The 20,037-nt window shown below is 59.7% G+C and carries 17 protein-coding genes; all 17 read right to left on the minus strand.

What is annotated here, in order from left to right; translation table 11 throughout:
* Nucleotides 1-149: 149 nt before the first annotated feature.
* The 17 genes from tilS to tsf all read right to left on the minus strand — a co-directional run bounded on the left by tilS (nucleotide 150) and on the right by tsf (nucleotide 20,011).
* A complete protein-coding gene (gene tilS / locus AC07OP_RS03075) occupies nucleotides 150-1,460 on the minus strand; it encodes a tRNA lysidine(34) synthetase TilS (protein ID WP_495100972.1) in 1,311 nt (436 codons plus the stop codon).
* 161 nt (nucleotides 1,461-1,621) lie between these two features.
* The gene (locus tag AC07OP_RS03080) at nucleotides 1,622-2,569 is read right to left on the minus strand and encodes an acetyl-CoA carboxylase carboxyltransferase subunit alpha (protein ID WP_016976871.1); all 948 of its coding nucleotides are present in this window, start codon (nucleotides 2,567-2,569) and stop codon (nucleotides 1,622-1,624) included.
* Nucleotides 2,570-2,697: 128 nt separating this feature from the next.
* Complete coding sequence (gene dnaE / locus AC07OP_RS03085; RefSeq protein WP_065938778.1) at nucleotides 2,698-6,219, minus strand: DNA polymerase III subunit alpha; 3,522 nt, start codon at nucleotides 6,217-6,219, stop codon at nucleotides 2,698-2,700.
* 77 nt (nucleotides 6,220-6,296) lie between these two features.
* On the minus strand, nucleotides 6,297-6,929 hold the full coding sequence (gene rnhB, locus AC07OP_RS03090; RefSeq protein WP_065938777.1) for a ribonuclease HII: 633 nt from the start codon (nucleotides 6,927-6,929) through the stop codon (nucleotides 6,297-6,299).
* Nucleotides 6,926-8,065: a lipid-A-disaccharide synthase gene (gene lpxB / locus AC07OP_RS03095; RefSeq protein ID WP_495100971.1), complete on the minus strand. Its 1,140-nt coding sequence runs from the start codon at nucleotides 8,063-8,065 to the stop codon at nucleotides 6,926-6,928. The genes rnhB and lpxB overlap by 4 nt, the downstream gene beginning before the upstream one ends.
* A gap of 2 nt (nucleotides 8,066-8,067) precedes the next feature.
* Entirely contained in the window at nucleotides 8,068-8,844 is a 777-nt protein-coding gene (gene lpxA, locus AC07OP_RS03100) for an acyl-ACP--UDP-N-acetylglucosamine O-acyltransferase (RefSeq protein ID WP_027604472.1), read from the minus strand.
* Nucleotides 8,841-9,281, minus strand: coding sequence for a 3-hydroxyacyl-ACP dehydratase FabZ (fabZ, locus tag AC07OP_RS03105; protein ID WP_003172281.1), 441 nt, complete (start codon nucleotides 9,279-9,281; stop codon nucleotides 8,841-8,843). Before fabZ ends, lpxA begins: the two co-directional genes overlap by 4 nt.
* A gap of 110 nt (nucleotides 9,282-9,391) precedes the next feature.
* Complete coding sequence (gene lpxD, locus AC07OP_RS03110; protein WP_115485763.1) at nucleotides 9,392-10,447, minus strand: UDP-3-O-(3-hydroxymyristoyl)glucosamine N-acyltransferase; 1,056 nt, start codon at nucleotides 10,445-10,447, stop codon at nucleotides 9,392-9,394.
* Between the two features lie 3 nt (nucleotides 10,448-10,450).
* Nucleotides 10,451-10,954 carry an OmpH/Skp family outer membrane protein gene (locus AC07OP_RS03115; RefSeq protein WP_003219314.1) on the minus strand — a complete coding sequence of 168 codons (504 nt, stop codon included), beginning with the start codon at nucleotides 10,952-10,954 and terminating at the stop codon, nucleotides 10,451-10,453.
* A 45-nt stretch (nucleotides 10,955-10,999) separates the two neighbouring features.
* Nucleotides 11,000-13,387, minus strand: a complete 2,388-nt coding sequence (bamA, locus tag AC07OP_RS03120; protein ID WP_115485762.1) for an outer membrane protein assembly factor BamA — start codon at nucleotides 13,385-13,387, stop codon at nucleotides 11,000-11,002.
* A 74-nt stretch (nucleotides 13,388-13,461) separates the two neighbouring features.
* Nucleotides 13,462-14,814, minus strand: a complete 1,353-nt coding sequence (gene rseP / locus AC07OP_RS03125; RefSeq protein WP_115485761.1) for a sigma E protease regulator RseP — start codon at nucleotides 14,812-14,814, stop codon at nucleotides 13,462-13,464.
* 54 nt (nucleotides 14,815-14,868) lie between these two features.
* Complete coding sequence (gene ispC, locus AC07OP_RS03130; protein WP_115485760.1) at nucleotides 14,869-16,059, minus strand: 1-deoxy-D-xylulose-5-phosphate reductoisomerase; 1,191 nt, start codon at nucleotides 16,057-16,059, stop codon at nucleotides 14,869-14,871.
* Entirely contained in the window at nucleotides 16,056-16,865 is an 810-nt protein-coding gene (locus AC07OP_RS03135; protein WP_115485759.1) for a phosphatidate cytidylyltransferase, read from the minus strand. Before AC07OP_RS03135 ends, ispC begins: the two co-directional genes overlap by 4 nt.
* A complete protein-coding gene (gene uppS / locus AC07OP_RS03140) occupies nucleotides 16,866-17,621 on the minus strand; it encodes a polyprenyl diphosphate synthase (protein ID WP_495100970.1) in 756 nt (251 codons plus the stop codon).
* A 17-nt stretch (nucleotides 17,622-17,638) separates the two neighbouring features.
* Nucleotides 17,639-18,196 (minus strand): ribosome recycling factor, encoded by a 558-nt coding sequence (frr, locus tag AC07OP_RS03145; protein WP_027604479.1) that lies wholly within the window; start codon nucleotides 18,194-18,196, stop codon nucleotides 17,639-17,641.
* Nucleotides 18,193-18,936 carry a UMP kinase gene (pyrH, locus tag AC07OP_RS03150; protein WP_003172271.1) on the minus strand — a complete coding sequence of 248 codons (744 nt, stop codon included), beginning with the start codon at nucleotides 18,934-18,936 and terminating at the stop codon, nucleotides 18,193-18,195. Before pyrH ends, frr begins: the two co-directional genes overlap by 4 nt.
* Nucleotides 18,937-19,147: 211 nt before the next feature.
* The gene (gene tsf, locus AC07OP_RS03155; protein WP_027604480.1) at nucleotides 19,148-20,011 is read right to left on the minus strand and encodes a translation elongation factor Ts; all 864 of its coding nucleotides are present in this window, start codon (nucleotides 20,009-20,011) and stop codon (nucleotides 19,148-19,150) included.
* Between the last annotated feature and the right edge of the window lie 26 nt (nucleotides 20,012-20,037).

A 20,037-nucleotide genomic window follows, 5' to 3' on the forward strand; every position in this document is an offset into this window, starting at 1 on the left:
ACCAGCAGTGAAACTGCCGGTACGTTGATCGCTACACATTTTTTGGAATCGCCCAGCAAAGACTGCTTGGTAATCGGCAACTGCTGCGATTCAGGCGAATCCACAGAAGTTGTATCAAGAAGGGAGCGTAGTCTACCGGAAAGGCTCTATCAGCTCAAACCTTGATCGCAGGTCTCTGGCATCCAATGTAATTGCCAAGCTTCACTCGGTGCGGCCCAGAGTCCTGTGAGGAGGGGCACGCCGAGCAATTGCTCGCCCCGATACAGCAGCGGCAATCTGCCACGGACGAAGCCCGGCACACCATGCTCATTAAGCAGGCGCTTCAAGTCACGCCGGCCTCGGCCTGGTAGTTCGAGCATTTCGCCGCCCTGACGATAACGCACCTCCAGCGGGCCTTCGGGCACCTTGCCGCTCATTTCCAGCAGGCCATTGCCGGGTAACTCTAGTGGCTTTTGCGGATCAGGCCAGCTCACCGATGTGTGGGAAAACTCCGACCAGGCGCGAGGCAACCACCAGATGCGTGCACCGCAACGTTGCAAATCCCCATCGGCCAGACGCCATAAGGGCTGTGCGTCGCCCTTGGCATCGCGCAGGGAATACCAGCCAGCCCAATGATCGCTGTCAGGTAAACGGGTCAGCGGCGCCAGCCAATGGCGCAGGACATTGCGCTGGCGGGCATCGGAAAGTTCGCGCAGTGGACCAAGGTCCAATGATGGCAACACCAACCAAGGAAACCGCGAAGGTTGATCGGCGGCTTGCAGGTCCATGCAGGCCAGTTCACCCAGCAGCGCCTGGGCTTCACCGAGGTGGTCGGCAGTCCGGGCCAGACTGGAGACAGCTTGGGGCCAACGCGCCGTCAGCGTCGGGATCACGCGGTGACGCAGGTAATTACGGGAGAAACGTGGATCGGTGTTGGAAGGATCTTCAATCCACGTGAGTTGATGCTCATCGGCGTAGGCTTCCAGCTCGGCGCGCGAGACCTCCAGCAACGGCCGCACCAGGAAACCACCTGCCAACGGACGATGCGCAGGCATTGCGGCGAGCCCTCGCACCCCGGCACCGCGCAGCAGGCGGAATAGCAGGGTTTCGGCTTGATCATCGCGATGCTGGCCGGTGAGTAACACTTCCCCTGCCCCGATCACCTCGGTAAACGCCCGGTAACGTGCATCACGCGCTGCACGCTCGAGACTGGCGCCGGGCTGCACGTGCACGCGCATGACCCGCAAGGGGACGCCCAGGCTGTCGCACACCGACTGGCAATGACCTGGCCAGGCGTCGGCGACAGCCTGCAGGCCATGGTGGACATGGACAGCGCTTAGAGGCGGAACGGCTTCGGCATTGGCTAGGAGATGCAGCAGGACCGTGGAATCAAGACCACCAGAGAAGGCTATATGCCAAGCAGGGACGTTGCGCCAGGGGGCCAGGGCGTGCAGGAGTTTGGCGGATAAAGTCGGTTTCATCACAGGTTACCGCCGCAAATCTGGAATACCCAAGCCAAGCATACACAAAGCAAATGTGGGAGGGGGCTTGCCCCCGACAGCGGAGCATCAGCCAGTGAATACAGTGACTGACACTCAGCAATCGGGGGCAAGCCCCCTCCCACATTAGTGCTGCTGCGACCTTAGAGACCGTAGCTCATCAGGCGCTCGTAGCGACGGGCCAGCAGCGCTTCGTTATCCAGCTTCTTGAGCATCGCCAGTTGCGAACCCAGTTCGGCACGGATAGTCGCGGCGGCAGCGGCCGGGTCGCGGTGGGCGCCGCCCAATGGCTCGGCGATCACTTTGTCGACGATACCCAGGCCCTTGAGGCGATCGGCAGTGATGCCCATGGCTTCGGCAGCGTCCGGCGCTTTTTCTGCGGTTTTCCACAGGATCGAGGCGCAACCTTCCGGCGAGATCACCGCGTAGGTCGAATATTGCAGCATGTTCAACTGGTCGCAGACACCGATGGCCAGTGCACCGCCAGAACCACCTTCACCAATCACGGTGGCGATGATCGGGGTTTTCAGGCGGGCCATCACTCGCAGGTTCCAGGCAATCGCTTCGCTCTGGTTGCGCTCTTCGGCGTCGATACCCGGGTAAGCACCCGGGGTGTCGATAAAGGTCAGGATCGGCATCTTGAAGCGCTCGGCCATTTCCATCAGGCGGCACGCCTTGCGGTAGCCTTCCGGACGCGGCATGCCGAAGTTGCGGCGTACTTTCTCGCGCACTTCACGGCCTTTCTGGTGACCGATAACCATGACCGGCTGGTCGTCCAGGCGAGCGATACCGCCCACGATGGCCGCGTCGTCGGAGAAATGGCGGTCGCCGTGCAGCTCGTCGAACTCGGTGAAGATGTGCTGAATATAGTCCAGGGTATACGGACGGCGCGGGTGGCGGGCCAGGCGCGCGATCTGCCAGCTGGTCAGCTTGCCGAAGATGTCTTCGGTGAGCGTGCTGCTCTTGTCTTGCAGGCGAGCGATCTCATCGCCGATATTCAGCGAATTGTCATTGCCGACCAGGCGCAGCTCTTCGATCTTGGCTTGCAGGTCAGCGATCGGCTGTTCGAAATCAAGAAAATTCGGGTTCATAAGCGTCCGTCTTGGGTCGACGGCCAAGGGTTGCCTGGCCAGCCGGTTGTCTATTCGCGCCCTACCTTAAGGGAGAGGCGCGTTTAGGTCGAGATTAAATGTTCAGCCGAGGTCAGGCGTCCTGACCGTCAACGGTATTGGAGGAAGACGTTGTCACGACCGAACTGGTCACGCAAAGCTTGAATCAAGCCGTCAGCGGGATCAATTCGCCACGTCTCGCCAAACTGCAACATGGCCTTGGCGTCGTTGCCGGTGTACTCCATGGTCACCGGGCAGGCGCCACGATGGCGCTTGAGCAGGTCACCCAACCAGCGTAGCTGATCGCCCTTGAGGGCTTCGGTCTTCACCTTCAGGCGCAGGCTTTCGGCCAGGTTGGTGCGCGCATCTTCCATGCTCATCACCCGCTTGATCCGCAGGCGCAAGCCGCCGGAGAAGTCATCGTTGCTGACCTCCCCTTCCACCACCACCATGGCGTCGGTCTGCAGCAGCGACTGCGCGGAATGAAAGGCGTCGGCAAACAGCGACGCCTCGATCCGGCCCGAGCGGTCGTCGAGGGTAATAAAGCCCATCTTGTCGCCCTTTTTGTTTTTCATCACCCGCAGGGCGATGATCATGCCGGCGACGGTCTGGGTATCCCGCGCCGGTTTCAGGTCGATGATGCGTTGACGGGCGAAACGACGGATCTCGCCTTCATATTCGTCAATCGGGTGACCGGTGAGGTACAGGCCCAAGGTGTCTTTCTCACCCTTGAGGCGTTCCTTGAGGGTCAGCTCCTTGGCCTTGCGATGGTTGGCATACACGTCCGCATCTTCTTCGACGAACAACCCGCCAAACAGGTCGGCGTGGCCGCTGTCGTGGGTGCGGGCGGTCTGTTCGGCGGCCTTGATCGCTTCTTCCATGGCGGTGAGCAGCACTGCACGGTTGCGATCGATATTCGCCTGGTACGCCTTCGGCTCATCGTGGAAATACGGCCCGAGACGGTCGAGCGCGCCGCTGCGGATCAGGCCATCGAGGGTACGTTTGTTGATGCGCTTGAGGTCGACCCGTGCGCAGAAGTCGAACAGATCCTTGAACGGCCCGTCCTGGCGCGCTTCGGTGATGGCTTCCACCGGGCCTTCGCCCACGCCCTTGATCGCGCCCAGGCCATAGATGATGCGACCTTCATCGTTCACCGTGAACTTGAACTCCGAGGCGTTCACGTCCGGCGCGTCGAGGCGCAGCTTCATGGTGCGCACTTCTTCGATCAAGGTCACGACCTTGTCGGTGTTGTGCATATCCGCCGAGAGTACCGCAGCCATGAACGGCGCCGGGTAGTGGGCTTTCAGCCAGGCGGTCTGGTACGACACCAGGCCGTAGGCGGCGGAGTGGGATTTGTTGAAGCCATAACCGGCGAATTTTTCCACCAGGTCGAAAATGTTACCGGCCAGGTCGGCATCGATATTGTTGGTGGCGCAACCCTCAATGAAACCGCCGCGTTGCTTGGCCATTTCCTCGGGCTTTTTCTTACCCATGGCCCGCCGCAGCATGTCAGCGCCACCGAGGGTGTAGCCGGCCATCACCTGGGCGATCTGCATCACCTGTTCCTGGTACAGGATGATGCCGTAGGTCGGCGCCAATACCGGCTTGAGGCCTTCGTACTGGTAGTCGGAGTGCGGGTACGCCAGCTCGGCACGACCGTGCTTACGGTTGATGAAGTCATCCACCATGCCCGATTGCAGCGGGCCCGGACGGAACAGAGCCACCAGTGCGATCAAGTCTTCCAGGCAGTCGGGCTTGAGCTTTTTGATCAGCTCTTTCATGCCGCGGGACTCAAGCTGGAACACCGCCGTGGTTTCGGCTTTTTGCAGCAAGGTGTAGGTCGGCTTGTCGTCCAGCGGGATGAAGGCGATATCCAGCGGCTCTTCGTTGACCTTGGCGCGGTCGCGGTTGATGGTCTTGAGCGCCCAGTCGATGATCGTCAGGGTCCGCAGCCCGAGGAAGTCAAACTTCACCAGGCCGGCCGCCTCCACATCGTCCTTGTCGAACTGGGTGACCAGGCCGCCGCCCTCTTCATCGCAATAGATAGGCGAAAAGTCAGTCAGCTTGGTCGGCGCAATGACCACACCACCGGCGTGTTTACCGACGTTACGCACCACGCCTTCGAGCTTGCGCGCCATCTCCCAGATTTCGGCGGCCTCTTCATCGACCTTGATGAAGTCGCGCAGGATCTCTTCCTGCTCGTAGGCTTTTTCCAGGGTCATGCCGACTTCGAACGGGATCATCTTCGACAGGCGGTCCGCCAGGCCGTAGGACTTGCCCTGCACCCGCGCTACGTCACGGATAACCGCCTTGGCCGCCATGGAACCGAAGGTGATGATCTGGCTCACGGCGTTGCGGCCATATTTCTCGGCCACGTATTCGATCACACGGTCGCGACCGTCCATGCAGAAGTCGACGTCGAAGTCGGGCATGGAGACCCGTTCCGGGTTCAGGAACCGTTCGAACAGCAAGTCATATTCCAGCGGATCAAGGTCGGTGATCTTCTGTACATAGGCGACCAGCGAGCCGGCACCCGACCCCCGGCCCGGACCTACCGGCACGCCGTTGCTCTTGGCCCACTGGATAAAGTCCATCACGATCAGGAAGTAACCGGGGAACCCCATCTGGATGATGATATCCAGCTCGAAATTCAGCCGATCGACATAGACCTGGCGCTTGGCCTCGTAATCTTCGGTGGTGTCCCTGGGCAGCAGGACGGAGAGCCGCTCCTCCAGACCATCAAACGACACCTTGCGGAAATACTCGTCGATGGTCATGCCATCGGGAATCGGGAAGTTGGGCAAAAAGTGCTTGCCCAGCTTCACTTCGATATTGCAGCGCTTGGCAATCTCGACGGAGTTTTCCAGGGCCTCGGGCAGGTCGCTGAACAGCTCGGCCATTTCGTCCGCGCTCTTGAGGTACTGCTCTTCGCTGTAGTTCTTGGAACGACGCGGGTCATCCAGGGCCCGGCCTTCACCGATGCACACGCGGGTTTCATGGGCCTCGAAATCTTCCTTCTTGATAAAGCGCACATCGTTGGTCGCCACCAAGGGTGCGCCCAGCTTGTCGGCCAGGGCTACGGCGGCGTGCAGATGCTCTTCGTCGTTGGGACGGTTGGTGCGCTGGACTTCCAGGTAGAAACGGTCGGGGAAGACCTGCATCCACTCCCTCGCCAGCACTTCGGCTTCATGGGGGTTGCCGCCCAGCAGTGCGATACCGATCTCGCCCTCTTTGGCGGCCGACAGCATGATCAGGCCTTCGCTGGCCTCGGCGACCCATTCGCGCTCGATGATGATCGAGCCGTTGCGCTGGCCGTCGATAAAGCCACGGGAAATCAATTCGGTGAGGTTGCGATAACCCACGCCATTCATCGCCAGCAGGCTGATGCGGCTCAGGGGGTTATCCGGATCTTTGTTGGACAGCCACAGGTCAGCGCCGCAGATCGGCTTGATGCCGGCGCCCATGGCGTTCTTGTAGAACTTGACCAGGGAGCACATGTTGTTCTGATCGGTAACCGCGACCGCAGGCATGTTCATGCCCACCAGAGTCTTGACCAGCGGTTTGATCCGTACAAGGCCGTCGACCAGGGAGTATTCAGTGTGCAGGCGCAGGTGAACGAATGAAGCCGGCATAGTGATCCTGTCCAGAAACTTAGAAACAACAAGGCCCGGGATTGTACCGGGCCTTGGCAAAAACATCAGCCTTGCGACTAAACCTCGCTGAGGTTCTCGCGCAGCTCATAAGCCTGGCGCACCGGGGCAAACGAGCGCCGATGGATCGGCGTTGGGCCGAGACGGGCCAGGGCTTCCAGATGAACGGGCGTCGGATAGCCTTTATGGCCCCCGATGCCGTAGCCGGGGTAAATCAATTCGAAGGCAGCCATTTCACGGTCTCGGCTGACCTTGGCCAGGATCGACGCGGCGGCAATGGCTGGAACCTTGCTATCGCCCTTGACCACCGCTTCAGCCGGCATCGCCAGCTTCGGGCAACGGTTGCCGTCGATCATCGCCAGTTTTGGGGTGATATGCAGGCCTTCAACGGCACGCTGCATGGCCAGCATCGTGGCGTGCAGAATGTTCAATTCGTCGATTTCTTCAACTTCGGCCCGGGCGATATGCCAGCTCAGGGCCTTTTCACAGATTTCGTCGTAGAGTTTTTCACGGCGCGCTTCGGTGAGTTTTTTCGAGTCGTTGAGGCCCAGGATCGGGCGGTTCGGATCCAGGATCACGGCCGCCGTCACCACCGCGCCACACAGCGGGCCGCGCCCCACTTCGTCAACACCGGCCACCAGTTCGTGGGCTTGGGCAACGAGGCTGAAATCCAGGCCTATTTGCGTGCTCATAAAGCTTCCTGTTTTTGGCCGATCAGGGTCAATACGGCGTCGGCCGCCTGGTTCGACGCATCACGGCGCAGGGTGCGGTGGATGTCGTCAAAACCACGGGTCTGTTCTTCGCCGCCGTCGATCAAGGGCAATAGGGTTTGCGCGAGGGCTTCGGGGGTTGCATCGTCCTGCAATAATTCCGGCACCAACAAGCGCTGGGCCAGCAAGTTGGGCAAGGAGATGTAAGGACTTTTGACCATGCGCTTGAGAATCCAGAACGTCAGCGGCGCCAGGCGATAGGCCACGACCATCGGGCGCTTGTAGAGCAGGGCCTCCAAGGTCGCGGTACCCGAAGCGATCAGCACCGCATCACAGGCCGCCAGGGCCAGGTGCGACTGGCCGTCGAGCAGGGTCAATGGCAGATTGCGACCGACCAGCAGCGTCTCGATTTGTGCACGCCGTTGCGGGCTGGCGCAGGGCAACACAAAACGTACGCCGGGCTTCAAGGCTTGCAGGCGCTCGGCAGCATCGAAAAACACACTGGCAAGACGGCCCACTTCTCCGCCTCGACTGCCCGGCATCAGCGCGACGAGCGGGCCGTCGGGCAGGCCCAGTTCGGCACGCGCTGCTGCACGGTCAGCCTGCAAAGGAATGCTGTCAGCCAGGGTATGCCCGACAAACCGCACTGGCACACCCTTCTCCTCGTAGAACCTGGCCTCGAACGGCAACAAGGTCAGCATCAGGTCGCAGCCTTCGCGGATCTTCAACACACGCTTCTGCCGCCATGCCCACACGGAGGGGCTGACGTAGTGCACGGTCTTGATCCCGGCCTGACGCAACTTGAGTTCGATATTGAGGGTGAAGTCCGGCGCATCGATTCCGATAAAGACATCGGGCTTTTCTTCGATCAACGTCTGGATCAGCAGCTTGCGACGAGCCAGGAGCTCACGCAGGCGACCCAGCACCTCGACCAGCCCCATGACCGACAGACGCTCCATAGGGAAGTACGACGCCAGGCCTTCGGCCTGCATCAGCGGGCCGCCGACGCCGATAAATTCCACCGCAGGGTGCCGGGCCTTGAGTGCCCGCATCAGACCTGCGCCCAAAATGTCGCCGGAAGCTTCTCCGGCCACCAGCGCGATACGCAGAGTGGCCATGATCAGCGGGTGATGCCGCGGGTCGACGCCTGGATCGAGTCACGGAACACCGCGACTTCCGGAAACAAGGCTGCCGGCTCGGCCAGTTGGATCAATGCCTGGTCCACCGTCAGCCCCTGACGGTAGACCACCTTGTAGGCGCGGCGCAGGGCGTGGATCGCCTCTTCGCTGAAGCCTCGACGGCGCATGCCTTCGAAGTTCATGCTGCGAGCTTCGGCCGGGTTGCCGAACACCGTGACGAACGCCGGAACGTCCTTGCCGATGGCGGTGCCCATGCCGGAAAAGCTGTGGGCGCCGATATGGCAATACTGATGCACCAGGGTAAAGCCGGACAGGATCGCCCAATCGTCAACGTGTACATGGCCAGCCAACGCGGTGTTGTTGACCAGTATGCAGTGGTTGCCGATCACGCTGTCATGACCGATATGGGCATAGGCCATGACCAGGTTGTGATCACCCAGCGTGGTCTCGGCACGATCCTGCACGGTGCCACGGTGAATGGTCACGCCTTCACGGATGATGTTGTGATCACCGATTACCAGGCGGGTTTCTTCACCCTTGTACTTCATGTCCGGGGTGTCTTCGCCTACCGAGGAAAACTGGTAGATGCGGTTGTGTTTGCCAATACGGGTCGGACCCTTGAGGATCACGTGCGGCCCGATGACAGTCCCCTCGCCGATTTCCACACCTGCGCCGATGATCGACCAGGGGCCGACCTCAACGTCGGCGGCCAGTACGGCCGACGGATCGATGATTGCGCGAGGGTCAATCAAACTCATAGTTTGCGTTCCGCACAGATGATCTCGGCAGAGCACACCGGCTTGCCGTCTACCGAGGCCTGGCATTCGAACTTCCAGATCTGGCGCTTGCAGCTGATGAACTTGGCTTCCAGGATCAACTGGTCACCCGGGGTAACCGGGTTGCGAAAGCGCAACTTGTCGGAGCCGACGAAATAGTAAAGCGTGCCGTCGGCAGGCTTGAGGTCGAGCATTTTGAAACCAAGGATACCGGCAGCCTGGGCCATTGCTTCGATGATCAATACGCCCGGCATGATGGGATGCGCGGGAAAGTGACCGTTGAAGAACGGTTCGTTGATGCTGACATTCTTGTAGGCACGAATGCGCTTTTCCTCAACATTGAGGTCCACTACACGGTCCACCAGCAGGAACGGGTAACGGTGGGGCAGGTATTCGCGAATCTCGTTGATGTCCATCATTTCGGGGGGAAGCCTGTAATAAAGATTGGGGGCGGGCGACTAAACGCACGCCCCGCTAGCAAATCAAGGAGGCAGTCTAGCGGCTGTGCACACTTGATATGGAAATGGTATCAGCCTTCTGATGAAGCATTACCGCCAGGGGTCACGTCCCCAACACGCTTTTCCAGCTGTTTGAGACGTCGAGCCATGTCGTCGAGCTGCCTCAAACGTGCTGCGCTCTTGCGCCATTCAGCTGCGGGCTGCATGGCGGTACCAGATGAATAGGCCCCCGGTTCGGTAATCGAGTGGGTGACCATGGTCATGCCGGTGATGAAAACGTTGTCGCAAATATCGATATGCCCCACCAGCCCGACGCCACCGGCGAGCATGCAATGCTTGCCGATTTTGGTGCTGCCGGAAATGCCTACACAGGCGGCCATGGCGGTGTGATCGCCAATCTGCACGTTGTGGGCGATCTGGATCTGGTTGTCGAGCTTCACGCCGTTACCGATCACGGTATCGGCCAAGGCCCCGCGATCGACCGCCGTGTTGACACCGATTTCCACGTCGTCGCCGATCAATACGCCGCCGACCTGGGCAATCTTGTGCCAGACGCCTTTCGAGTTGGCAAAGCCAAAACCTTCACCGCCAATCACGGCACCCGACTGAATGACCACACGTTCACCGATGCGCACGTCGTGGTACAGGGTCACGCGAGGTGCCAGCCAACCGTCGGCGCCGATTACACAGCGAGCACCGATAAAGCAATGCGCACCGACCGTTACACCGGCCGCGATGCGTGCGCCGCTCTCGATCACCGCAAACGCACCGATGCTGGCCGCAGGGTCAACCTGGGCATCATCGGCGATAACCGCAGACGGATGAACACCACCCGCAGCCTTGGGCTTCGGGTCGAACAGATGCGACGCCTTCGCGTACGACAGGTAGGGGTCAGCCACTACCAGGGCATCCCCGGCGTAACCCTCGGCGTCAGCGGCCTTCAGCAACACGGCTGCGGCCTGGCAGTCGACCAGGTATTTACGGTATTGGGGGTTTGCGAGGAAGCTCAACTGAGCTGGGCCAGCCTCCTGCAAGGTGGCTAGCCCAGTGATTTCCTTCTCCGGGGAACCACGCAAGGTGGCTCCCAGGAACTCGGCCAACTCGCCGAGCTTGATAGTCGCGGTCATGGCTTACTTCAGCTGGTTCATGCGCTCGATCACCTGACGGGTGATGTCGTATTGAGGCTTGACGTCGATCACGGCGCCACGCTCGAACACCAGGTCAAAGGCACCTTTCTTGATGACTTCTTCCACGGCGCTGTCGAGTTTCGGCTTCAGCTGTTTCAGCATTTCACGGTCGGCAACAGCTTTGGCTTCGTTGAGCTCCTTGGATTGGAACTGGTAGTCACGGGCCTTTTGCTTGAACTCAAGCTCCAGACGCTCGCGCTCGCCTTGCTGCATCTTGTCGCCACCCGCTACCAGACGGTCCTGGATACCCTTGGCGCTGCTTTCCAACGTCTTGAGCTTGGTCAGTTGCGGACCGAATTTTTTCTCGGCATCCACGGCGTATTTCTTGGCCGCATCGGATTCCAGCAGGGCCATCTGATAGTTCAGGACGGCGATTTTCATTTCGGCGAAGGCCGGGGTGGCTACCAGCACGGTGGCCAGCAGAACCAATTGAGTCAACTTACGCACGATGTACTCCTACAGAATCCGTTGTCGTTATCTTGGGTCAGACGCTTAGAACGTCTGGCCGAGGGAGAATTGGAAAATCTGGGTTTCAGCGTTATCCGGTTTCTTGATCGGCATGGCCAGAGCAAAGCTCAACGGGCCAAGCGCAGTCACCCAGGTCACACCGACACCCACCGAGCTCGCCAGGTTGCTAAGGCTCACGTCGTTGCACTCAGTCTTGGACTTCACGCCACTTGGGTTAGTGATCTGTTCGCACTTGGAGTCGAATACGTTACCCACATCCCAGAAGACCGAAGTACGCAGGGACCGCTGATCTTTGACGAACGGCAGCGGGAACAGGATTTCCGCACCACCCTGAATCAACACGTTACCACCGAATGGCAGCGGGTCGTTGTCGGAGTCAGCGACGGTGCCCTGGTTACCGGTCACACCAACGCCACGGCTCGGAGTACCACGTGGACCCAGGGTGCTGTCCTTGAAGCCCCGCACGGAGTTGAAGCCACCCGCGTAGTAGTTCTCGTAGAACGGCAGCCCATTGGTGGAACCATAACCGTCGCCATAGCCCAACTCGGTGTGCAGGCGCATGGTGTAGTTATCGCTCAACGGCTGGAACAACTGGCCACGGTAATCGAGCTTGAAGAACGACAGGTCGCTGCCCGGCGTCGTTGCTTCCAGCGTCAGGCTCTGGGAGTGACCACGGGTAGCAAGCACGCCTTTGTTCAGGGTCGACTCGGACCAGCCGGCGGACGCCTTGAAGTTCAGGAACTTGTCGCCCTCCTTGCGAGTGAAGTCGAAGATCTCGTCCACGGTGTACACACCGGTCTTGATCTCATCCTGTTGCGCAGTCAGGCCGAAGGTCAGGCGCGAGGTCTCGCTGATCGGATAACCGATGTTGGCGCCTACGCCCAGGCTGTCGATTGCATAGCTGGCTACGTCAACGTCGAGGTCTTTGTAGTCGGTGGTGCGATAGAAGGCGTTGTAGCCCAGGCTGACACCGTCCGCGGTCCAGTAGGGGTCGACATAACCGAAGTTATAACGGCTCTGGTATTCGCTTCGGGTCAGGCCGATGGACACCTTGTTACCGGTACCCAGGAAGTTGTTCTGGGTGATGGAACCACCGAGGATCAGGCCGGCACTCTGTGCGAAACCGACACTGGCGGTGATCGAACCCGACGCTTGCTCTTCCACGGCGTAGTTCACGTCAACCTGGTCATCCACACCCGGTACGGCTGGCGTTTCGACGTTCACTTCCTTGAAGAAGCCCAGGCGCTCAAGACGGGTCTTGGACTGGTCGATCAGGTAAGTCGACGCCCAGCCACCTTCCATCTGGCGCATTTCGCGGCGCAGCACTTCGTCCGCGGACTTGGTGTTGCCACGGAAGTTGATGCGGTTCACGTAGGCACGCTTGCCTGGGTCGACAACAAAGGTGATGTCCACGGTGTGGTCTTCATCGTGCGGGGTAGGCACGCCGTTGACGTTGGCGAAGGTATAGCCTTCGTTACCCAGGCGACGGGTGATCAGTTCGGACGTGGTGGTCATCAGCTTGCGCGAGAACACCTGGTCTTTCTGCACCAGCAACAGGGCCTTGACCTGGTCTTCAGGCACTTTCAAGTCGCCGCTGAGCTTAACGTCACGAACCTTGTACTTCTCGCCTTCGTTGACGTTGACAGTGATGTAGACGTGCTTCTTGTCCGGGGTGATGGACACCTGGGTCGAAGCGATATCCATGTTGATATAGCCACGGTCCAGGTAGTAGGAACGCAGGCGCTCCAGGTCACCGGAGAGTTTTTCGCGGGCGTACTTGTCATCGTTCTTGAAGAACGACAACCAGTTGGTGGTCTTGAGCTCGAACAGGTCGATCAGGTCTTCATCAGCGAACTTGGTGTTGCCCACCACGTTGATGTGCTGAATGGCCGCCACGGTACCTTCGTTGATGTTGACCTTGAGGCCGACACGGTTACGAGGCTGCGGCACGACTTCCGTTTCCACGGTCGCGGAGTAGCGACCCTGGGCAACGTACTGGCGTTGCAGTTCGTTACGCACACCTTCAAGGGTGGCGCGCTGGAAGATCTCGCCCTCGGCCAGGCCGGATTGCTTCAGGCCTTTCATCAGGTCTTCAGTGGAGATCGCCTTGTTGCCTTCGATCTCGATACTGGCGACGGAAGGTCGCTCGACGACGGTGATAACCAGGACGTTACCTTCGCGACCCAGTTGGATGTCTTGAAAGAACCCGGTTTTGAACAGCGCACGAGTGGATTCCACCAGGCGACGGTCATCAGCCTGTTCCCCGACGTTCAACGGCAAGGCACCAAAGACGCTACCCGCGGAAACCCGCTGGAGGCCGTTGACGCGAATATCGGAGATGGTGAAGGACTCGGCGTGAACTTCGGCGATCATCAATACGGTGAGAACCGCAGTTAGCAGCAGACGTTTCATGAAGTCCTTTCTTATTCCAACTGGCAATAAACAAACTGCCGCAAAATGCGGCAGATTCGCAATTCAGCGAAGCGTTACAGTCGACCCAGATCGTTGACCAAGGCTAATAACATCACCCCGACCACCAAGCTGATACCGATCTGTATCCCCCAACCCTGCACCCGATCCGACAAGGGGCGACCACGCACCCACTCGACCAGATAAAACAACAGATGCCCCCCATCCAATACCGGAATGGGCAGCAAATTCAGAACACCCAGGCTGATACTCAGATAAGCCAGGAAATTCAGGAAATCCGCGACACCCGACTGGGCAGAAGCGCCCGCCACTTTAGCAATGGTTATCGGTCCACTCAAGTTTTTTACCGAGAGCTCGCCGAACAACATTTTCTTGAGGGATTCGAGGGTCAGCACACTCATGGTCCAGGTGCGTTTTGCACCCTCGCCAATGGCCGCCAGCGGCCCGAAACTGACCTCACGCACCATCGAGGGCGGCCACTCCGGACTCTTGACGCCTGCACCCAGGTAACCCCCGGCCGCCTTGGCTTCCCCACGTACCGCCAGGGTCACGGGGACGTCGATTTGAGCACCGTCACGCTCAATTTTCAGCACAATCCTTGTATCAGGGCGTACACGTACCAGGTCGACCACCTGCTGCCACTCACCCAACGCCTGGCCATCAAGGGCCAGCAAGCGATCGCCGGTTTTCAGACCCGCGGCCTGGGCCGGACCCTTCGGATCCAGCTCGGCAAGTACTGGCGGCAGCGCAGGACGCCATGGCCGGATGCCCAGGGACTTGATCGGATCAGGCTCGTCAGCACCCTTGAGCCAATGGTCCAGAGCCAACGTGCGCGGGGTCTCGGCATTGGAATCCTGCTCACGTACCACGACATTGACGGTACCGCTTTCACCCAAACGACGGACCAGCTGCAAATTGACCGCGCCCCAACCCGTCGTCGGCTCACCATCAATGGAAACAATTTCCTGCCCCGCCACCAGACCTGCCTTGGCGGCGATACTGTCCGCCTCGACCGCGCCGATGACTGGACGCACCTGCTCGCTGCCGAGCATGGCCAGGACCCAGAAAAACAGCATCGCCAGGAGGAAGTTGGCGATCGGACCGGCCGCAACAATGGCGATACGCTGACGAACGGTCTTGCGATTGAAGGATTGGTCCAACTGATCAGCCGGCACTTCGCCTTCACGCTCATCGAGCATCTTGACGTAGCCACCCAACGGGATAGCCGCGATCACGAACTCGGTGCCGTGCCGGTCGTGCCAGCGAACCAGCGGCATGCCGAAGCCGACGGAAAAGCGCAGTACCTTGACGCCGCAACGACGTGCCACCCAGAAGTGGCCGAATTCGTGGAAGGTAACCAGCACACCCAGAGCAACCAGGGTGCCGACAATCATGTAAAGCGCACTCATCTAATTTCTCCGCATTCCAATCCAGTGCCCCAAGGCTCAATCGCGCCCACAAGACTAACGCGCGTTGCGGTCCAACCATTGTTCGGCCAAGGCGCGCGCCTTGGTGTCCGCCTCGAATACCGCGCCGAGGTCGTTGACTGCCACCACGGGCTCAAGACCCAGGACGTCATCGATGATACTCGCGATCTGCGGAAAGCGGATGCGCCGTTCGAGAAACGCCGCCACGGCCACTTCATTCGCCGCATTGAGCATCGCCGGCGCGCTGTTACCCGCCTCCGCCGCCTCACGTGCCAGACGCAGGCACGGAAAACGTTGCTCGTCCGGCGCCTCGAAGTCCAAGCGGGCAATGGCAAACAGGTCCAGTGGCGCCACGCCGGAGTCGATTCGCTCCGGCCAGGCCAGGGCATTGGCGATCGGGGTGCGCATATCGGGATTGCCCAATTGGGCCAATACCGAGCCATCCACATAGTCGACCAGTGAATGAATCACACTTTGCGGGTGAATCACCACCTCGACCTGCTCCGGTCGCGCATCGAACAACCAGCACGCCTCGATCAACTCCAGGCCTTTATTCATCATGCTTGCCGAATCTACGGAGATCTTGCGCCCCATCGACCAGTTAGGATGAGCACACGCCTGGTCCGGAGACACCTGCTCCAACTCTGCCAAAGGAGTTTGTCGGAAAGGACCACCCGACGCGGTCAGCAGAATCCGACGCACACCCACCTGGCCCAGGCCGCGAGCAAAGTCGCCGGGCATGCATTGGAAGATCGCATTGTGTTCACTGTCGAGGGGCAGCAAAACGGCACCGCTCTTGCGCACCGCCTGCATGAAGAGCGCGCCGGACATCACCAGCGCTTCTTTGTTGGCCAGCAGGATTTTCTTGCCCGCATCCACGGCAGCCAAGGTCGGACGCAACCCGGCGGCACCGACGATAGCGGCCACCACCGTATCCACCTCGGCATCGGCCGAGACCTGGCACAACCCCTCCTCCCCTACCAGTACCTGAGTGGCCAGCCCGGCAGCCCGCAGATCATCCTGCAGGCTCCGTGCCGCCGAACGCCCGGGTACCACGGCAAAGCGCGGCACGTGGCGCACGCACAGTGCCAGCAGTTCGCTGAGGCGGGTGAACCCGGTCAGGGCAAACACTTGATAGCGGTCAGGATGACGAGCGATCACATCCAGGGTGCTCAACCCTACCGAGCCGGTTGCACCCAGCACGGTCACTTGTTGCAGGCGGCTCACGAAGCGGTCATCCACAACAGCACGGCAAAGATCGGGATGGCTGCGGTAAGGCTATCGATACGATCCAGCACCCCGCCATGACCCGGCAGCAGGTTGCTGCTGTCCTTGATCCCGGCCTGGCGCTTGAACATGCTTTCGGTGAGATCACCGACCACCGAGATAAATACGACGATGGCCGTGCCCAGCAGGGCCAGGAAGATTTCCTTCGCCGACCAGTCGCGCACCAGCCCCACCGCCAGGGTGATCGCCAGCGTCAACGCCAGGCCGCCATACACGCCTTCCCAACTCTTGCCCGGACTGACTGCCGGCGCCAGCTTGCGCTTGCCGAATGCCCGGCCAGAGAAATAGGCGCCGATGTCTGCGCCCCAGACCAGCACCATCACCGCCATGATCAGCCAGTTACCCATCGGCGAATTCTTGATCTCCACCAGCCCTTGCCAGGCGGGCAACAGAATCAGCAAGCCAATCACCAGCTTGCTGGCGACACTGGACCACTGGCCACTGCTGCGCGGAAAAGTCAGCACCAGGTAGGTCGCAAGCGCCCACCACAGCACCGCCGCCCCCAACACCCAGGGCACGACAATGCTCGACAGGGTATGCATCAGAAACAGCAGCACCGCCACCACAAGGGCATACACCACACGCGGCAACTGCCCATTGAAACCTGCCAATCGCGCCCATTCCCAGGCACCCAGGGTTACCACCAGGCCGATAAACAGCGCAAAGCCAGAGCCATCCAGCAGGAAAAACCCGCACAAGGCAATCGGCAACAGTATCAGTGCGGTGATGATTCTTTGTTTAAGCATTTAAACCCGGGCTCCAGCTTCGATCTGCTCACTCGTTTTACCGAAGCGACGCTGACGGGAAGCGAAATCGGCCAGCGCAGTGCGCATGGCATCGTGTTTGAAGTCCGGCCAGAACAGGTCGGAGAAGTACAACTCGGTATAGGCCAATTGCCATAAGAGGAAATTGCTGATGCGATGCTCACCACCGGTACGGATACACAAGTCAGGTAACGGCAGATCGCCAGTCACCAGGCAGGTCTGTAACAGTTCAGGCGTGATGTCGTCCGGCCGCAGGTGACCGGCCTGCACTTCGCGGGCCAGTCGCTGCGCAGCCTGGGCAATGTCCCACTGGCCACCGTAGTTGGCGGCGATTTGCAGCACAAAGCGGTCAGTGCCGGCAGTGATCGCCTCGGCTTCACGCATGGCCGCCTGCAGTTCCGGGTGGAAGCGCGAGCGGTCGCCGATGATGCGCAGGCTGATGTTGTTGTCATTCAGGCGCTTGGCCTCACGACGCAGCGCCTTGAAGAACAGATCCATCAAGGCACTGACTTCTTCGGCGGGCCGCTGCCAGTTTTCACTGGAGAACGCGAACAGGGTCAATACCTCGACCTTGGCCTCGGCACACACCTCAATCACGGCCCGCACAGCATCGACACCCGCCTTATGCCCGGCGACACCCGGCATAAAGCGTTTCTTCGCCCAGCGATTATTCCCATCCATGATGATCGCGACATGGCGCGGCACCACGGTGGGCACAGTCTGCTTGGTCTTTTCCATGAAGGCGTCCTGACCCCTTATACGGCCATCAGGTCCTTTTCTTTTTCGTCGGTTGCCTGGGTGATCTTCGCCTCGGCCTCCTTGGTCAGCTTGTCGATATCGGCGACGGCACGACGCTCTTCGTCTTCGCTGATTTCCTTGTCCTTGACCAGCTTCTTCAGCTCGCCCAAGGCATCACGACGAATGTTACGCACTGCAACACGTGCATCTTCAGCCGCGCTGCGGGCCTGCTTGGTGAAACCCTTGCGGGTTTCTTCAGTCAGGGCCGGCATGGAGATCAGCAGCAACTCACCCAGGTTGGTGGGATTGAGGTTCAGGCCAGCGCTCTGGATGGCCTTGTCGACTGCCGCGAGCATGTTGCGCTCGAAGGCCACGACTTGCAGGGTGCGCGAATCCTTTACGGTAACGTTGGCCACGCCGCTCAGCGGGGTATCAGTGCCATAGTAGGGCACCATCACGCTGCCCAGGATGCTCGGGTGCGCCTTGCCGGTACGAATCTGGCCGAATGCGTGGCTCAGAGACTCCAGGGATTTCTGCATACGCGCTTGGGCGTCTTTCTTGATTTCGTTGATCATTGTTGGCCTTCCTCGATCAGAGTCCCTTCCGCGCCGCCGTGTACGATATTCAGCAGGGCACCGGGCTTGTTCATGTTAAATACGCGCAGCGGCATCTTATGGTCGCGGCACAGGCAAATAGCCGTCAGGTCCATCACGCCCAGCTTGCGATCCAGCACTTCATCGTAGGTCAGATGATCGAACTTCTCGGCATGCGGGTCTTTGAATGGGTCTGCGGTGTACACGCCATCTACCTTGGTCGCCTTGAGCACCACGTCGGCATCGATCTCGATGGCGCGCAGGCAAGCAGCCGAGTCCGTGGTGAAGAACGGGTTGCCGGTACCGGCAGCGAAGATCACCACCTCTTTGGCGTTCAGGTGGCGCATGGCTTTGCGACGATCATAGTGATCGGTCACACCCACCATGGAAATAGCCGACATCACGATAGCCGAGATATTGGCACGCTCCAGGGCGTCACGCATGGCCAGGGCGTTCATCACAGTGGCCAGCATGCCCATGTGGTCGCCGGTGACCCGATCCATGCCGGCCGCACTCAGTGCCGCGCCGCGGAACAGGTTACCGCCACCGATCACCAGGCCGACCTGTACGCCGATGCCGACCAACTGGCCGACTTCCAGCGCCATGCGGTCGAGTACCTTGGGGTCGATCCCGAACTCTTCCGAGCCCATCAGGGCCTCGCCGCTAAGCTTGAGTAGAATGCGTTTATAGCGAGCCTGATAACCACTGCCCTGCTGAGCCATTGCGAATCTCTCCTGCGGCGTATTTTTAAAAAATTCTTGGCGAGCCGTTTACGGCTTGCGTTCACTCTAGCTGGACGCTCTCACAGCGCCATCGGAACACGGCTTTGTAAGCCAGTTCCGAGGGTAAGCCAAATTAAATCGGCCTGCCCATTTGAAAAGAGGCTGCGCGCGTGAGCGGGCAGCCTCTTTCGGGCGACAGTTGAAAACTGTCTTATTGCTTGGCGGCAGCCAGCTGGGCAGCAACTTCTTCAGCGAAGTTGTCGACCGGCTTCTCGATGCCTTCGCCTACTTTGAAGTAAGTGAAGGAAACGATTTCAGCACCGGCTTTCTTGGCCAGTTCGCCAACCTTGATTTCAGGGTTCTTGACGAACGCCTGCTCAACCAGGCTTGCCTCAGCCAGGAACTTGCTGATACGGCCCTTGACCATGTTCTCAACAATGTTTTCTGGCTTGCCTTTGATTTTTTCTTCGTTCAGCTGCAGGAACACAGCTTTTTCACGCTCGATCGCTTCGGCAGAAACTTCCGAAGGCAGCAGGAACTCAGGGTTGCTGGCCGCTACGTGCATAGCGATGTCTTTGGCCAGCTCAACGTTGCCGCCCTTCAGGACCACTGCAACGCCGATCTTGTTGCCGTGCAGGTAACCACCGACGACATCACCTTCAACGCGCACCAGGCGACGGATGTTGACGTTTTCGCCAACCTTGCCGACCAGCACCAGGCGATCAGCTTCTTGAGCGGCGATCAGCGGAGCGACGTCAGTCAGCTTGTCGGCGAACGCTTTTTCAACGCTGGCAGCAACAAATGCCTTGAAGTCGTCCTGCAGGGCCAGGAAGTCGGTCTGGGAGTTCACTTCCAGCAGAACAGCAGATTTGCCGTCTTCTTTCAGAGCGATAGCGCCTTCAGCAGCCACGTTGCCTGCTTTCTTGGCAGCCTTGATGGCGCCGGAAGCACGCATGTCATCAATGGCTTTTTCGATGTCGCCGTCAGCCTTTTCCAGGGCTTTCTTGCAATCCATCATGCCTTCGCCGGTACGCTCACGCAGTTCTTTAACCAACGCTGCAGTAATTGCTGCCATTTTCAAATTCCTCTTGGATAGGTTTT

The sequence above is a fragment of the Pseudomonas sp. GW821-FHT09D08 genome, assembly GCF_059416305.1.

Bases quoted from the DNA above. Each gene is read 5' to 3' on its own strand.
- bamA (WP_115485762.1), bottom strand. From the start codon at position 13,387: ATGAAACGTCTGCTGCTAACTGCGGTTCTCACCGTATTGATGATCGCC.
- frr (WP_027604479.1), bottom strand. From the start codon at position 18,196: ATGATCAACGAAATCAAGAAAGACGCCCAAGCGCGTATGCAGAAATCC.
- dnaE (WP_065938778.1), bottom strand. From the start codon at position 6,219: ATGCCGGCTTCATTCGTTCACCTGCGCCTGCACACTGAATACTCCCTG.
- uppS (WP_495100970.1), bottom strand. From the start codon at position 17,621: ATGGAAAAGACCAAGCAGACTGTGCCCACCGTGGTGCCGCGCCATGTC.
- rnhB (WP_065938777.1), bottom strand. From the start codon at position 6,929: ATGAGCACGCAAATAGGCCTGGATTTCAGCCTCGTTGCCCAAGCCCAC.
- fabZ (WP_003172281.1), bottom strand. From the start codon at position 9,281: ATGATGGACATCAACGAGATTCGCGAATACCTGCCCCACCGTTACCCG.
- rseP (WP_115485761.1), bottom strand. From the start codon at position 14,814: ATGAGTGCGCTTTACATGATTGTCGGCACCCTGGTTGCTCTGGGTGTG.
- AC07OP_RS03135 (WP_115485759.1), bottom strand. From the start codon at position 16,865: ATGCTTAAACAAAGAATCATCACCGCACTGATACTGTTGCCGATTGCC.
- lpxB (WP_495100971.1), bottom strand. From the start codon at position 8,065: ATGGCCACTCTGCGTATCGCGCTGGTGGCCGGAGAAGCTTCCGGCGAC.
- tsf (WP_027604480.1), bottom strand. From the start codon at position 20,011: ATGGCAGCAATTACTGCAGCGTTGGTTAAAGAACTGCGTGAGCGTACC.
- pyrH (WP_003172271.1), bottom strand. From the start codon at position 18,936: ATGGCTCAGCAGGGCAGTGGTTATCAGGCTCGCTATAAACGCATTCTA.
- lpxD (WP_115485763.1), bottom strand. From the start codon at position 10,447: ATGACCGCGACTATCAAGCTCGGCGAGTTGGCCGAGTTCCTGGGAGCC.
- AC07OP_RS03080 (WP_016976871.1), bottom strand. From the start codon at position 2,569: ATGAACCCGAATTTTCTTGATTTCGAACAGCCGATCGCTGACCTGCAA.
- lpxA (WP_027604472.1), bottom strand. From the start codon at position 8,844: ATGAGTTTGATTGACCCTCGCGCAATCATCGATCCGTCGGCCGTACTG.
- tilS (WP_495100972.1), bottom strand. From the start codon at position 1,460: ATGAAACCGACTTTATCCGCCAAACTCCTGCACGCCCTGGCCCCCTGG.